At 44.8% G+C, this 15,385-nt stretch carries 14 protein-coding genes; 6 read left to right on the forward strand and 8 right to left on the reverse strand.

Annotation, left to right across the window (positions count from 1 at the left end):
• Positions 1-36 precede the first annotated feature (36 nt).
• Positions 37-1,410 (reverse strand): MATE family efflux transporter, encoded by a 1,374-nt coding sequence (locus tag OCV50_RS08395; protein WP_261902768.1) that lies wholly within the window; start codon positions 1,408-1,410, stop codon positions 37-39.
• Between the two features lie 264 nt (positions 1,411-1,674).
• On the opposite strand from OCV50_RS08395, the gene OCV50_RS08400 reads away from it, so the two are divergent.
• Complete coding sequence (locus OCV50_RS08400) at positions 1,675-3,153, forward strand: SDR family oxidoreductase (protein WP_261902769.1); 1,479 nt, start codon at positions 1,675-1,677, stop codon at positions 3,151-3,153.
• A gap of 205 nt (positions 3,154-3,358) precedes the next feature.
• Here OCV50_RS08400 and OCV50_RS08405 read toward each other — a convergent pair whose 3' ends face one another.
• From OCV50_RS08405 to rsuA, 3 genes are all read right to left on the reverse strand, one after another.
• Positions 3,359-4,021 carry a DUF2913 family protein gene (locus OCV50_RS08405; protein ID WP_261902770.1) on the reverse strand — a complete coding sequence of 221 codons (663 nt, stop codon included), beginning with the start codon at positions 4,019-4,021 and terminating at the stop codon, positions 3,359-3,361.
• Positions 4,021-5,232: a Bcr/CflA family multidrug efflux MFS transporter gene (locus OCV50_RS08410; protein WP_239842135.1), complete on the reverse strand. Its 1,212-nt coding sequence runs from the start codon at positions 5,230-5,232 to the stop codon at positions 4,021-4,023. Before OCV50_RS08410 ends, OCV50_RS08405 begins: the two co-directional genes overlap by 1 nt.
• Positions 5,233-5,357: 125 nt before the next feature.
• A complete protein-coding gene (gene rsuA, locus OCV50_RS08415) occupies positions 5,358-6,053 on the reverse strand; it encodes a 16S rRNA pseudouridine(516) synthase RsuA (RefSeq protein ID WP_239842136.1) in 696 nt (231 codons plus the stop codon).
• Positions 6,054-6,148: 95 nt separating this feature from the next.
• On the opposite strand from rsuA, the gene OCV50_RS08420 reads away from it, so the two are divergent.
• The 4 genes from OCV50_RS08420 (at position 6,149) to OCV50_RS08435 (ending at position 10,560) form a co-directional block, all read left to right on the forward strand.
• On the forward strand, positions 6,149-7,891 hold the full coding sequence (locus tag OCV50_RS08420; protein ID WP_261902771.1) for a DEAD/DEAH box helicase: 1,743 nt from the start codon (positions 6,149-6,151) through the stop codon (positions 7,889-7,891).
• A 131-nt stretch (positions 7,892-8,022) separates the two neighbouring features.
• A complete protein-coding gene (locus OCV50_RS08425) occupies positions 8,023-8,436 on the forward strand; it encodes a PepSY domain-containing protein (protein ID WP_239842138.1) in 414 nt (137 codons plus the stop codon).
• A gap of 58 nt (positions 8,437-8,494) precedes the next feature.
• The gene (locus OCV50_RS08430) at positions 8,495-9,154 is read left to right on the forward strand and encodes a response regulator transcription factor (RefSeq protein ID WP_261902772.1); all 660 of its coding nucleotides are present in this window, start codon (positions 8,495-8,497) and stop codon (positions 9,152-9,154) included.
• 59 nt (positions 9,155-9,213) lie between these two features.
• A complete protein-coding gene (locus OCV50_RS08435; RefSeq protein WP_239842139.1) occupies positions 9,214-10,560 on the forward strand; it encodes an ATP-binding protein in 1,347 nt (448 codons plus the stop codon).
• A gap of 104 nt (positions 10,561-10,664) precedes the next feature.
• Here the strand turns inward: OCV50_RS08435 and OCV50_RS08440 are convergent, their stop codons facing one another.
• Together OCV50_RS08440 and OCV50_RS08445 are read right to left on the reverse strand one after the other, a co-directional pair.
• On the reverse strand, positions 10,665-11,921 hold the full coding sequence (locus OCV50_RS08440; protein ID WP_261902773.1) for an LssY C-terminal domain-containing protein: 1,257 nt from the start codon (positions 11,919-11,921) through the stop codon (positions 10,665-10,667).
• A 16-nt stretch (positions 11,922-11,937) separates the two neighbouring features.
• Entirely contained in the window at positions 11,938-12,666 is a 729-nt protein-coding gene (locus tag OCV50_RS08445; protein ID WP_261902774.1) for a glycosyltransferase family 2 protein, read from the reverse strand.
• Between the two features lie 369 nt (positions 12,667-13,035).
• Here OCV50_RS08445 and rplY point away from each other — a divergent pair, with 369 nt between their 5' ends.
• Positions 13,036-13,314, forward strand: a complete 279-nt coding sequence (rplY, locus tag OCV50_RS08450) for a 50S ribosomal protein L25 (protein ID WP_239842142.1) — start codon at positions 13,036-13,038, stop codon at positions 13,312-13,314.
• A 443-nt stretch (positions 13,315-13,757) separates the two neighbouring features.
• Here rplY and OCV50_RS08455 read toward each other — a convergent pair whose 3' ends face one another.
• Complete coding sequence (locus OCV50_RS08455) at positions 13,758-14,096, reverse strand: hypothetical protein (RefSeq protein WP_261902775.1); 339 nt, start codon at positions 14,094-14,096, stop codon at positions 13,758-13,760.
• Between the two features lie 136 nt (positions 14,097-14,232).
• Positions 14,233-14,862, reverse strand: a complete 630-nt coding sequence (locus tag OCV50_RS08465) for a hypothetical protein (protein WP_261902776.1) — start codon at positions 14,860-14,862, stop codon at positions 14,233-14,235.
• Positions 14,863-15,385 lie beyond the last annotated feature (523 nt).

The following is a 15,385-nucleotide window of genomic DNA, read 5'->3' on the forward strand; positions in this document are numbered from 1 at the left end:
GCTAAGTATAAAGTCACATAAATCTTACGTCTGACTTCAACTTCCTATAAGATTTTTTATCCATTTCTTACTCTTCATGCGATAGAGTGAGCCACCCCATTTGATCACCTCTTCTGTTAGGAACATCAAATAGATCCATTCAGGTTTAACGCCAAAATAGATAGCCGCAATGGCCGCTAAAGGGATACTAATAAGCCACTGAGCAATCAAGTCTTGATAAAGGCAGAATTTCACGTCTCCACCCGCTCTTAATACCCCAACAATCACCGTCATTGGTATAGAGCGAACAACAATGCCTAAACTCAGAATCAAGATGAACTTTTCTGATAGCTCACGAGTTTCTGGAGTCAGTGCACTGAACGAATCCAAAATCGGAGCCTGTACAAAGTAGAGAACCAATGCAACGACAATACTGGTAAAGAAGGCAAAAATGCTGATACCCAACGCTTGGTAGTAGACTGCTTCGTTGTTCTTGGCGCCTAGTTGGTTACCCACCAGCACGGCTGCTGCGGTCGACATACCAATTAGAAGTGCCAAAGAGATAGATTCAACCGGCGTCATCACTGAAAGCGCTGCTAAGCCCTGTACGCCCGACTGGCCCATAATTGCATGATAAGCAAACAAACCCCCAGCCCAAGCTAAGAAATTAAACGTTGTCGGCAAAGAGAGTTTTAGAAAACGAACCACTTTCTGAATCGTTGCAGCCGCAGCAATGTCAGCTCGTTTAAATGCCAACAAATGCTTCTTCCAATAGAGATAGCCGTAAAGCGTTATCACCTCAATCGCCCCACTCATCACGGTAGCAATAGCCGCACCTTTGATACCCATTGCTGGCATACCCAGGTTGCCAAAAATCAGAACCCAGTTAAGAAAGATGTTTGAAAGAATGCCAATCCCACTAAAAAAGGTACTTAGCCCAGGTCGGTGCATAGCACGAAGCCCGACTGCCATGCTACTTACACAAGCCACAGCAAACATGCTGAATGCAGTAATTACTATGTATTCAGTACCTAGACCAATAACTTCTTGTGAATCCGTGGTCACACCCATGACTTGGGTTGGAAACGAAACAAAAAACACCACAGTCAACGCGGCAAAGAACATGGAAACAAGCCAAGTCAGCGCAGTACTTTCTCGTACACCTTGTCTGTCACCCGCCCCCCAGTACTGAGCTGTCAAAAGAGCGCCACCAGTGGTAACACCAACCAACATAATAGTGGTTACAAACATCGCTCGGCTCGCAACACCAACCGCCGCAATATCCGCCTCTCCTAACTGCCCCAACATCAACACATCAACCAAGCCCCTGCTTGAAAACATAATGCTCTGCAGGGTAATGGGTAGCGCAATCGCAATCAGCTGGCGTACAAAATCACCTTTGGTATGACGTATTATTGAAGCAAGAAGCATGTGAAACCTCAAAAATGGGGGGAATAAACCACAACGGTTGCCAAGATTATACTCATGATTGCTATTCATCCAATAACATAACTGGCTCTAAAGAAAGATAATTAACATCTATTGCTGTTTTACTAACTATAGGTCACCCCCTTTGCTAAGAAGAGCCACCATATTTCACTATCAAGATGCAGATACTATTGGCTTTTGTGCATATGACACTGGTAAATTAACATTTAGTGACGTCCCTACTTCATATCAACGAATGGAGTCTTTATGAAGAAAGTACTGGTGTTAGGCGCTTCTGGTTATGTTGGTTCTCAACTATTGCCTCAACTCCTTGAACAAGGCTATCAAGTAACGGCAGCGGCTCGTCATATTGACTACCTGCAAGCTCGAACTGAACCTCACCCTAACCTTTCACTAAAATATTTAGACCTTGCTGACGCAGACGCCACTCAAGAGCTAGTGCCTGAGTTCGACCTAATTTTCTTCCTCGTACACGGAATGGCAGAGGGACACGACTTTATTGATTACGAGCTCAAGTTGGCAAGAAACTTTGTCAACGCACTTGGTTCTCGCAATCAACATGTGATCTACCTAAGTTCGTTGCAGCCGCAAACCGCAGATTCCGACCATCTTCAAGCACGAAAGAAAACGGGTGATCTATTGAGATCAGGCTCTGTTCCTATTACAGAGTTGCAAGCTGGCGTGATCATCGGGCCAGGCTCTGCCGCCTTCGAGATCATGCGAGACTTTGTTTACAACCTACCAATCATGATCGCGCCGAAATGGGTCGATTCTAAAGCCAACCCTATCGCACTAAAGAACCTCAATTATTATTTGCTAAAGCTTGCCGAGGAAACGCCAGAGGCTCACCAAACCTTTGAAGTGGGTGGCCCTGATATCGTCAGCTACCGAAATCAATTCGCACATATTGCTAAAACCGCAGATAGACCACTAAGGTTATGGGCAACATCGCTCTTAACTCCGACAATCGCTTCATATTGGCTTGGCGTTGTAACGTCTGTCCCCTCAAATATTGGACGAGCCCTTCTTGCGGGTCTAAAGCATGACTTTATCGCGAACTCCACGTCGATCCAGGAGCGTTACCCACAACGCCTGATTTCATTCCAAACTATGGTTGAACAGGCAATTAGAGCAGAAGGTGAATTCGTTAAGAGTAACGTTTGGGGCTTCGACAAGACCGCATTTAAACGCTGGCAAGCAGGCTACGGTTACTACCCTAAACAGACCGGCGCAACCATTCAGTCTAGCGTTTCCAAAGAGCAACTTTGGCAGATAGCCCAGCAAATAGGCAGCCCAAAACAAGGCTACTTCTTTGCCAATGCGTTATGGCGTACCCGAGAGTGGTTAGATTTGTTCTTTGGTGGTGGCGTACCAAAAAGGCAGGAGCCGGAAGGCCCTAAGCTTAAGGTAGGTGACCATATCGACTCATGGAAAGTGATTCGCTGCGAAGAAAATCAGTTCCTATCGCTACTATTTGGCATGAAGGGTCCCGGTCTTGGACGCCTTGAAATCACGGTTTCCGACCTTGCCGAGAAAGACCACACAAACAATCAAAGCGAGCTCAACATTACCGCTTGGTGGCACCCAAAAGGCTTCTTAGGACTGCTGTATTGGTTTGCCATGATGCCAGCGCACCTCTTTATCTTTAAAGGCATGGTGAAGGCGATAGAGAAGCAGGCAAAAGAGCGGATGCGGGATTCGAGTGGCGAGTTAAGAAGAGATTAAGAGCAGATTCGAGTATCGAGTGGCGGGATGCGAAGAGAGTTAAAAGCGGATGCGGGATTCGGGTGACGAGATAAGAAAAGGCTTAAGGGCAGATTAGAGTATCGAGTGGCGGGATGAGAAGAGAGCAAGAGCAGATGCAGGCTTGAGGTTCGGGATAAAAAAAGAGCGGATAATTCCGCTCTTCGTATCTTTAAACTCGCTTCTGCTACTCAGCAATAAAGCTGATTGGAATCTCAGCTAGCTGATTACCTTGGTTAGCCGGGTAAACGATGTATTCGCCGTGATATTTCACTGCTGATTTGTAGTCTGTCACTTTATGAAGCATAAAGCCCGACTCCATAGCTGCTTGAACAAACTCAGCGTGGTTTCCGCGCACAAACCAGTTCATCGGTTTCGTCATTAGCTCGCCATCAAACGAGTCATCACACTGCTTACCACAGAGTGCAAATGAGTGCTCACCATCAGTGAAAAACTGGATCTTGCCGCCAGTAGTCAGCTCATCTTCACTTGATACGCTCCAGCCCATGTCATACATCTTGTCCATGAAGGCTTCAACATCACTGTCTTTCAGTTGCTTTGGCTCTTCACCTTGTGGGAAAAATTGAGCATAAAATGCAGAGATTCGACGGAACGTAAACGTTAGATCCGAGTTATTACCTTTAGAGCGACCCTGTTTCTGCCAACGAATAAGATCAGCAGCGACACAGCGGTCATAAGCTTGCGATTTGATCGCTTTAGTCACCCAACGAACCAAATAAAGGTTGTTAGCGATCGGTGCATCAACCGCTTTGCCAGATTTGTGTAGAGCCGTTAACTCATCTAATGCTGTGTTAACCAGCTTTTGAATTTCAATATAGTATTTTGACATTATGCCTTCTTTCCTAATGTCCAATAAAGTAGCGCTGAAAGTACGGCACACACTGCCATTACAATGACCATAGAGCCAGCACTGTCACTCGGTAGCATCGCAACAATTGCGCCCACTACCGAGCCTGTACCAAAACGTAATGTACCCGCAAGAGACGAAGCTGTGCCCGCCATATTTGGGTAACCGCTAAGCAGCAAACCCATGGTATTACTGCCGATAGTAGATAGTGTGCCAATGAAGAGCATCACAAATGGCACAATTCCCCAAAGGCCAAGATCTAAGCTCCAGCCAATGAACAAACCTATGCCTGCGAGTAGTTGAATCCCTAGCCCCACTCTCAACATAGTATGAGAGCCTACCTTTTTCACCATTCGACCATTGATACTAGTCATCAGGATCATCGCAACAATGTTCAATCCAAATAGGTAACCAAACAAGTCTGGGCGCACGCCATACACATCGATGTAAACAAAAGAGCCCGCCGTTAAGAACGCAAACATGCCTGAGAACGAAAACGCGCCTGAAAAGATAAGCCCCATCGCAGTCTTGTTTTTGCACAGACGGAAATAGTTACGCATTGTCGTTTTAAAGCGCAGCGGTTGACGCTTCTCTACTGGCAAAGTTTCAGGGATCTTGAATGATACCGCCAGAATCACGATCACAGCAAAGATAGCCAATACCCAGAAAATCGAACGCCAGCCAAACCACAACGCAAGATAACCACCAATCATCGGTGCAACCAGCGGTGCAACCGTCATCACCAAAGTAACGAACGACATGGTTCTTGCGAAGTCTTCACGATCAAACATGTCACGCACAACAGCTTGGATAATTACCGCTGCTGCAGCGCCTGCAAAACCTTGGGCTGTACGAACATAAGTCAAGGCTTCAATACCATGTGTTGTTGCGCTAACCACCGAAGCAATAGCAAACAAAACCACACCGATGAGGAGCACGGGTTTACGACCATAGCTATCAGCCAGCGGACCATGAAGTAGCTGCCCTAACGCAAAACCAGCGGTGTAAGCCGTAAGTGTGATCTGCACTTCACCAGCCGTCACACCAAGGTCTTTGGCGATGGTTGGCATCGCGGGCAGATACATATCTATAGCAAGTGGCGTCAACGCACCAATCGCTCCAAGAATCAAAAACAGCATTAAGCCTAGCTGAGGTGTTTCAGGTTGGGAACTGGGGGCAGTTTGGGTTTGCATAAATCTCCGACTAAATACTAAGAACTGCGCTTGAACGCAAACAGAATATTGGCTGAGACTTTCCTAGTACCAGTCAAAATGAATAGCCGACGCTGTCCTTGGTCAGCATTAAACAGAGAGGAAGATTACTTCCAGATAGAATCGACTTCTTCCTGAGTCAGGTAACGGTACTCGCCCAGCTCTAAAGATTCGTCCATCTCAATTTCACCGATACGTTCACGGTGTAGAGCTTCTACTTTGTTACCTAGTGCCGCGAACATACGCTTAACTTGGTGGTACTTACCTTCATGGATGGTAAGCAGCACTTCACGCTCTGCACGTACTTCAAGATGTGCAGGGAGAGTCAGACCATCTTCGCTTTTCAGCTGGATGCCCTCTTTGAACTTCTCTACGTAATCGTCTTCAACCGGATCCACCAGCCAAACGCGATATAGCTTCTCACATTTATGTTTCGGTGAAGTAATACGGTGCGACCATTGGCCGTCATCCGTCACAAGTACAAGACCTGTAGTATCCACATCTAGACGACCAGCAAAGTGAAGCTTATCCATCTTGATCTCATCAAGCAGATCAAAAACCGTGCGATTAGAGCTGTCTTCATGCGAGCAAACAAAACCTTCAGGCTTGTAAACCATGATGTAACGAGGGCCTTGAACACGCAGTTCATTGCCTTGCCATTCAACAACGCACTCTTCGGTAACCTTAGTGGCACCGCTTTTTTGCATGACGTCGTTCACTGTCACTGTTTTTGATTTTAAAATCTGTGTTGCTTCTTTTCGAGTGACGCCCAATGAGTCACATAGAAATTTATCTAAACGCATGAATACCTCAACTAATCTAAGTCAGGTATTATAGTCACCTTTGCTCAATTAGTTGAGCGATTTCACACTATTTTTGCCACTTTACAAGACGCAGTATGTATACACTCCGCCCATATCAAGCCGACTCCGTAAAATCTGTTATCCATTACTTTCGTAAACACCAAACGCCTGCCGTTCTGGTGCTACCTACAGGGGCTGGTAAAAGCTTGGTTATTGCCGAATTAGCGCGCCTAGCCAAGGGGCGAGTTCTTGTAATGGCGCACGTGAAAGAGCTAGTTGAACAGAACCATGAAAAATACGAAGGCTATGGCCTAAAAGGCTCGATATTTTCCGCAGGATTAGGTCGAAAAGAGACCGACCAACAAGTGGTATTTGCATCTGTACAGTCAGTGGTCCGTAATCTTGATGCCTTTTCAAATCAGTTTTCGCTGCTGGTTATCGATGAGTGCCACCGAGTACCAGACGAGAAAAGCAGTAGCTATCAGAAAGTGATTGCTCACCTACGTGAAAATAATCCGGGTATTAAAGTGCTTGGTCTTACGGCAACACCTTATCGCTTGGGTATGGGGTGGATTTACCAATACCATACTCGCGGTCAAGTCCGTTCAGAGGAACCTAGATTCTTCCGCGACTGTATTTTTGAATTACCGATTCGCTATCTTCTCGACGAAGGCTTCTTAACCCCAGCCCGCATGATTGATGCTCCGGTATTAAGTTACGACTTCTCACAGTTAAAGCCTGCCAACACAGGCCGCTACAAAGAAGCTGAGCTCGATATGGTGATTGAACAATCAAAACGCGCGACGCCACAAATCGTTGAGCAGATCATTCACCTAGCGAAAGACAAGCAAGGCATCATGGTGTTTGCCGCAACTGTTCGTCACGCTCAAGAGATCCTTAGTTTGCTCCCTAAGGGCGAAGCGGCAATTGTGATTGGCGATACTCCAACCTTAGAGCGTGATCAGATCATCAACGACTTTAAGCGGCGCAAAACCAAGTACCTAGTAAACGTATCAGTACTGACCACTGGCTTTGATGCCCCACACGTGGACTTGATTGCAATTCTGCGTCCTACTGAGTCGATCAGCTTGTATCAACAAATTGTTGGTCGTGGTCTTCGTCTGTCTCCAGGTAAAGACGAGTGTTTGGTATTGGACTATGCTGGCAACAGTTACGATCTGTACCAGCCCGAAGTTGGCGACCCAAAACCAGACTCTGACAGCGAAATCATCACCATTCCTTGCCCAGCTTGCGGTTTCAATAACAACTTTTGGGGCAAGCTCGATAGTAATGGTTTCTTGTTAGAGCACTTCGGTCGTAAATGCCAAGGTTATTTCACCGATGAAGATACTGGCGAACGTGAACATTGTGGCTACCGATTCCGAGCAAAGTATTGTGGTGAATGTGGCGCCGACAACGACATAGCAGCGCGAATTTGTCATGAGTGCGACGCAACCTTAGTCGACCCAGACAAAAAGCTAAAAGATGCACTTAACCTTAAAGATGCCCTTGTATTTGAGTGTCTAGAAATGGATCTCAACGTGTTTAAAGATGATAAAGGTAAGTCTCAGCTCAAGGTGACGTATCGAGGTGAAAACCAAGCTCAAGTTCATGAGTTTTGGTCATTAACTACCAAAAAGCAAAAGCAGACCTTTAAAGATCAATTTGTTCGCCCTCATTTGGCCGACAGACACCGCCCTTTTGAGGAGGCATCGCCAACCAAAGTGGTCGCTCACCAACATCGATTCAGGCCACCGCAATTCGTTATTGCACGTAAGGTCGGTCGTTTCTGGAAAATGCGTGACAAAATCTTTGATGATGAACTTCAAGATCGTTAGCCCTAATTCACCGTTCTTGTGTCACTAAACCCACAACAAAGGCTGCTAAAGTCTCATTGTGGGTACGATTCACTTTCTGTTCATCTTCACTTTTTTATACTACTTACTATCAACATTACCTAGGATTCGCTATGTTTAGTAAAGCAATGATTTCTTTGATGTCTTTAAGCTTTGGCTTAGTGGTTTCCGGCTCTGTATGGGCGGACTCACACCCTAACGGGCACGACCTCGTTCAAGACGTTCATAAGGAAGGCACGCGCATCGAGTTCGAAGAAGACCAAGATGAAGTTTATGAAGCCGTTAGAGAAGGCTACATTCGCCCGTTTTCTGAGATGTACGCGGCGGTAGAAAATGACCTGCACGGTCGCATCATCAAAGTCGAACTTGAAGAAGACGACGATATCTGGGTTTACGAGCTCAAAATTAACCACAAGAACAACATCATCAAGGTCGAATACAACGCGGAAACGTTAGAGATGCTGATGATAAAAGGGCGAAACTTCAAAGAAGCGATTAAAACTGACACTGAATCATCGCCACAATAAAAATATTGTCCGCTGCGAAAAACAAAAAACGAATAACAACAAATAAGAAGAGCCAATCATGAAAATTCTCGTCATTGAAGATGAACCGCGTTTAGGCGAACAAATTATTGAAACTCTCGAAGGCGCCGACTGGGTTCCTGAACTGTCGCAAGATGGTATCGATGCACTTTATCGTGCAACTTCAGAAGAGTGGGATGCAATTGTTCTCGATCTTGGCTTACCAAAACTCGATGGCTTAACGGTACTAAAAGGCATTCGAGACGAGAATATCAATACGCCAGTGATCATTCTTAGTGCGCGCGATACCTTAACTCAACGTGTAGAAGGCTTAAACGCAGGTGCCGATGACTACCTGACTAAGCCCTTTGAAATGGTTGAGTTGATTGCTCGTATCCGTGCACAACTGCGTCGAGCATCTGGTTCTGCATCGCCAATTCAACAAATCGGTGATTTAAGCCTAGATACTCGCAGCTCGAAGGTACTTTGGCAGGGTCAGGCGGTTAGCTTAACGGCGCTTGAGTACAAAGTCGTTGCCTACTTTATGCACAACAAAGACAAGGTTATATCGCGCACTGAGCTCGTTGAACACATTTATAAGCAAGACTTCGACCGCGATTCAAACACCGTTGAAGTTTTCATTGGCCGCATCCGCAAAAAGATCGCCCCGAAGATCATTAAAACTGTGCGTGGTTTAGGCTATCAGTTGAACGCCGACTGATCTCTTTTTCTCTGTGAATGGCTCATTTTGACCCTAGATAAAAGTGAGCCAAAATAGCGATGATTCTAAATAAAAAGTCCCTCAAGAAAATCAGTCTAAAAAGCCGCTTGCTCCTTGCTGCGGCTTTTTGGTTAGGTGCGATGATACTTGCCGCAGGTATCGGTATCCCAAAACTGGTCAATGATTATCTGGTTGATGATTTAAAGCAGCAGCTCAGTCTCACCATGGATGAGCTTACAGCTAACATCGAAACTAATAGTGCTGGCCTGCTTGTCATGGCCGAACGCTTATCGGACCCGCGATACAACCAACCCTACAGTGGTGTTTATTGGCGCGCGGCGACTCAAGAACAGGTAATTCGTTCCCGCTCATTGTGGGATAAGGACATGGATATCAAGCGCTCGCCGATCCATACCTCGATTAAAGGTCCAGACAAAGAAAAACTCATTTATATTGAACAAGAAATCTATCTACCCGAATTTAGTGACCCTGTCACTATAACTATCGGTGTCGATGAAGATCCGCTTGAATCCACCTTGCACGACCTAACTGGACAAGTATGGATTATCTTAATGCTTCTATTTGTGGGCGTGCTGCTACTCATCGGGATTCAAGTCAGTTGGTCACTGTTACCGCTGAACAAGATGCAGCGAGAGTTAGTCATGCTACGTAAAGGCGAACAGCAAGGGCTAAGCGACACTTACCCAAAAGAAGTCTCACCATTGGTGTCTGATTTGAATGCCCTACTCTTTCACTATCAAGAGTTACTAGAGCGCGCCAGAAACCATGCCGGCAATTTATCGCACGCATTAAAAACACCGCTTTCGGTGCTCAAAAATGAAGTGCACTCTGTCCCGAAAGAGAACCAACACTTACTACAGCAACCGATTGACCAGATCCAAAGCCAGATTGATTATCACTTGGGTCGGGCTCGTATGGCGGGCGCAATGAACATCCTATCGGTAAAGTCATCGCCTTGTGAACGCGTAGAAGCTATCTCGATGGCCTTTGATAAAGTCTATGCAGCCAATGAAGTGACCATGATCAACGAGTTGGATTCAGAGATTGAGGTAGCCGTAGAGAAGACCGATCTTGATGAGATGGTCGGTAACCTTTTGGAAAATAGCTACAAATGGGCTGCCAGCATTATTCGCGTGCACTCCAATGAGCTCAGCGAAGGTCAAATTGAACTGATTATTGAAGATGATGGACCGGGTATCCCGGAAGAGAAAATGAGCCAAGCGGTTAAGCGTGGCGTACGCTTGGATGAAACAACCCCGGGAACAGGTTTAGGGCTCAATATCGTAAATGAAATGGCACACAGTTACCGCGGCCAACTCAATTTAGAAAAAAGCTCCATGGGCGGTTTAAAAGCCACTCTTATTCTTCAGCTTTCTCAAAAATAGATGCTTAGAGCTTGATAGTAAGCAAATCTGATAAGCATACCAAGCGCATTGGTATGCTTATTGCGGTTTAATCGAATATCTGATCGATGCGAGCTAACAAGGCGTTACCCACCAATCACCAAGATATTGCCATCAGTAAAGTAATCATGATCATCGTTTAGAACCTCGGCTCTCGCTAAGGGCTGTTGTTCTATCGATACCTGAGGAAGGTTTTGTCTCACCTGTAATTCTAAGCGGTCACGCTCTGCGTCAACGTTTGGGTCAATGTTATGCAAAATCGTCACAATGCCGGAGTATGGCGTTAGCTTTAAGCCGTTGTCATAACTAATCGCACCAAGCCATTTCATCTGTTGAGTCTCTGGATCCAAACCTGCTCGCCACCAACGAATGTGACTGCGTTTCATCAAATTGCCTGGTAGCTGAAATGCCATATCTTGTGGTTCACCTCGCCAATACAGGTCGGAAACGGGTGGCGTATTTTCTTTTAGCAGTGTTAGATAACCAACCCATTCGATCTCGTTGCGAGAGAAGGTTTGATTTTCGATCCAGCCAAGCTCGCCCATCAGTTCTCGTGGGCTCTCACCGATATACACAACGTTGATTGCTTGTGCATCATAGAAAGAAGACTTCCCCGGAAACGCCTTATATGTAACCGTGTCTAAATGTATCGCCTGCTCCGCCAACTCTGAAGGTTGAGTATCAAAATCATCTGCCTTCCAGAAGAAATGAGCATAGTTAGCGTAAAGCACCCAAGCCACCAACATTGCGCTCGACTTAAGCATGACTTTACGCCACTTAAGGCGGCGCGCAATAATAGCAAACACACCAACGACAAATAGACCAATGAGCAAGCTTTGGTGCTCAGAGATAAAGGTTTGAACCCCTTGCAGCATAGGAAAATGTTCTAGGCCGTGAGCCAGTAGCGCCCCCCAAAAGATAAACTGACCACCACCCATTATCAAACCAATGGTCGCCAACAATGAAAACTTATGCCATGACACCTTATGCGAGCCAGCAATAACAGGTACTACCCAAGCAATAGGACCAAGTAAGCGTGCGAACAGAATAATGTAAGTTCCTTTTCTGGCAATAAGGTATCGACAACGTGCTATCAGTCGTCTTGTTTTCGGGCGATAAGCCATCAGATTTCTCTGCGCCTTAAAACCCCATTTCGAACCGATAAAGTAGCTAAGTTGATCGCCGATAAAGCCGCCCAACATTACCCATATCAAGGCCGACCACGCACCCGAATAAGCTTGATAACCAGCAGCAATGAAAAACGGCTCCCCTGGAACAAAAAGGTTGGGGCCGATCAGCGCATCACCCAATGCGCCTAAAAACAGTCCTAATCCCTCAAACATAGCGATACCTTTCTAATTACTGCTCTCTGTAGTGGCCGAACTGGTAGTTCATTTCGTTATTACGCATTTCACCTTTGAAGAATCGACGCACGTTTGCCTTAAGGTAAGTCATGCCGGTTTCCACAACACCATCTTGATCTAAACGTCTTGGATCAAAACCAAATGTCATATTTAGGAAGCGGAAGCGCCATGTTTTACTGGCTCTTTTCACGTAGTCGCAGTCTTCGCACAGCACGATCTCTTCGTCGAAGCCACCAACCTCTTGATGAACACGCTTAGTTGAGAAGATACAAGCGCCAATTGCCGTCGGGAAAAAGAACTGGGTTACGAATAAACCAATATTAAATAAGCCATATCCAAACTTATGTACCAAAGGTAAACCTTTAGAACTCATGTAAACGCCGGCCACTTCAAGCTTACGCTCATCCAGCTCGTATAGAGCTTTCGCTAGGAAGTTTCTTGGTAGTGCGACATCGGCATCTAAGAAAAGAATCCGGTTGTATTTCGCAAGCGATGCGCCTGTATTACGGCCTAAGCTCACACCTCGCTCTTGCATATGATGAACAGTAAGCGCCGGTAACGCGCTCTCATACGCTTGTGCTACCTCTCGGGTTTTGTCTTCGCTGTTAGAGTCAACAACGATAACTTCAAACTCTTGGTGTGTCTGAACACTCAGTTCTTCCATTAGACGCCCAATGCGCTTCTCTTCGTTTAACGTGATAACCACAATGCTGATCGGTTCCATAAATCCACCTGTTACGTTCTGCTGTTTAAGTTGCAATAAGATTAACTAGATACGCCTTAACCAATCCTTAGTTTGGCATTCATATTCCGTTCATTAACGTGATGATTTGATGAAGGTTAAAATGGATTTGGTGACACTGTGGAAAACAGATAAAATTGCAGAAATGAGCACTTCCGGTGGTTTTCTCTACAAACGCACTAATTTGCTCGTTTATTTTATTTCCAAGTGAGGTTCTGACTTGCTCAATCTAGAATAGAGTGTTAGTATCCGCGCTCGCTCAAACATGAACTTGTTTATTTTGAGCATTACCACACACTCAAGGTCGCATTGAGGTGTGAACTTAATTTTTACTAATTTGAGAGTAAAACTATGAAATTCGAAGCAGTAGTACGTACTGAACTAGGTAAAGGTGCGAGCCGCCGCCTACGTCACGCTGGTCAATTCCCAGCAGTTGTTTACGGTGGTGAAGCAGCGCCAGTTTCTATCGCGCTAGTACACGACGACGTGATCAACCAAATGGACAAGCCTGAATTCTACGAAGCAATCACTCTAGTGATCGACGGCGCAGAAGTTAAGGTTAAGCCACAAGACGTTCAACGTCACGCGTTCAAGCCAAAAGTTGAGCACATGGACTTCATCCGCATCTAATTCCCTACCAAGGAATTAGTTGGATAAATCCAACCTTTTGCATAAAAGATAAATCGACCTTACCAATCGATAAATCTAAAAATTCGAAACCCCGATGCTACCAACATCGGGGTTTCACCGTTTTTGAGCCCTCAAAAACGTCGTAAATCTCGCGTATTTAGTTAGTTTCCCAACCTTCATACCCACTGCAAACATTCGTACACATAAAGAAATAGTGGACGCTAGAATTCAATTTCGTGTTGATGAAGAAATGAAGCGAATAGTTCAATAAATGGCAGAAAGCCAAGTCAGAACACTAAGTGATGTGCAACACCACCACCCTACCTAAATTATTGTGACGTAGACACTAAAACTGAATCAAACTGTGCATACTGAGCGTTGGGAGCCCCCTTAAACGCTTGTATGTGCGTACTCTAAGCAATTGTTGAGACATTTTTTGAGCTTTACTCCATATCAACTGGTTCCGGATGCACTGGCATCTTTACAGGTACTTTAAAGTTGAGAACTGCCGAATGACCCGATGAGCTAGAACTATTCCCTTTGACATTGCCATTGATTACTGCAGCAACAACATTCAATTTAGCTTCACTACCAGCGTTTTCAACAACATTAACTGAAACTTCAAAATCAATAGATTGAAAGCTAGTTAACCCTGTTTCTATGACTGACAGGTTTTCATTTGTATAAGGAACAATTTCACCAAACTCAACTTCAGTTTGAGCATCGTGAACACCACCCATAATGTCTTTCAGTGTTTCGCTAATAAATGTTCTGAGTTCCATATTTCCTCCAAGCACATAACGCCAAATAAAGCGGTGAGGCACGCAATATCGATGCTTCCGCATACCACCTTAATCACTAAAACCAACGCATAGCAAAAATGTCACGCGTGCCAAATCACTCTTAAACAATCTGTTATTAAGATTTTTCCTCTGTTGCCCTTTCATAATCATTGAGTGCTTTATTGACGTGATATACAGAAATCAGAGCACCACCATCATTAATCATACAAAAACCCAAAGGTAAGATGATAGCACCAGTAAGAAGAAGACTTAATTCAAATCCATACGCAATGGAATTAATCGCTAGTAAGAATGTTACAAACCCAAAGCCAGCAATGAGTAATCCAAACACTAAGTTGTAAAGTGCGACGACCTTATCTAGGGTACTTAGTCTGATCCGGTATGACAGGAGTTGTACGCCAGAAATATCTGGTAAAAGTTTAACTGTTTTTAGAACATGCCTGAAGGAAACCGACGCCCCAACTCTCTCATCAAGTACATAGACCGCTTTTAACATTGGTAGACTAATACGGACACCGTGAATACTTTTAAAACACTCAATATCTAACTCACTTTTCAAATGAGCCTTTAGTTCTTCCGAAACATTCGGTTCTTGCATAGCAGATAAAATTTGAGCCTTTCTATTTTTGCGAAGTAAAAAGTAGTATTCGGTTATTTTAGGGGTATTTACAGCAATAGTTACGATTACGACAACAATAGCAATCCAATAATCACCAGTTTTCAACAACTCTATAAATAAGTCCATTTATCGCGAATATCTCCTAATTTTTATAACGGGGTGAGCAACACAATACCAATGCCTCTGCAAACCACCTTAATCCTTAAAACCAACGTACAGTACAAATGCCACGCGTTGCGAATCTCTCTGGAACAGTTTGTATGTGCTTTTGCTCAAACATAAAGGTCAAAGATACGCTTATGGTAGTGCTACTACCAACCATAGAACATAGTTTTTATTCGACTTAGCAAAGTCGCAGGTCTAACGGATACGATATCCAAACTTCGAAAGTTATATCGTTCGAGAGGTTCACCAACCGTTGGCTCAAACACCGCTTTATCTCGGACACTTAAATTATAGAGTATGGCTCCAGACCTTACTTTTACATCAATTTTATACAAGCCCCAATGTAAATTTGAGCCACATTTTGACCTTAGCTCATCAGGGACCTCTATTGGCTGCATTTTCAACTCCGTTTCATTCCATACGCACAAAAGGCCTTGCCCCCTCTCATCACTCCCACACATAACAATGAGTAGACGAGTATCCA

Origin of the sequence: Vibrio fortis (assembly GCF_024347475.1) — a bacterium.
Classification (GTDB): domain Bacteria; phylum Pseudomonadota; class Gammaproteobacteria; order Enterobacterales; family Vibrionaceae; genus Vibrio; species Vibrio fortis.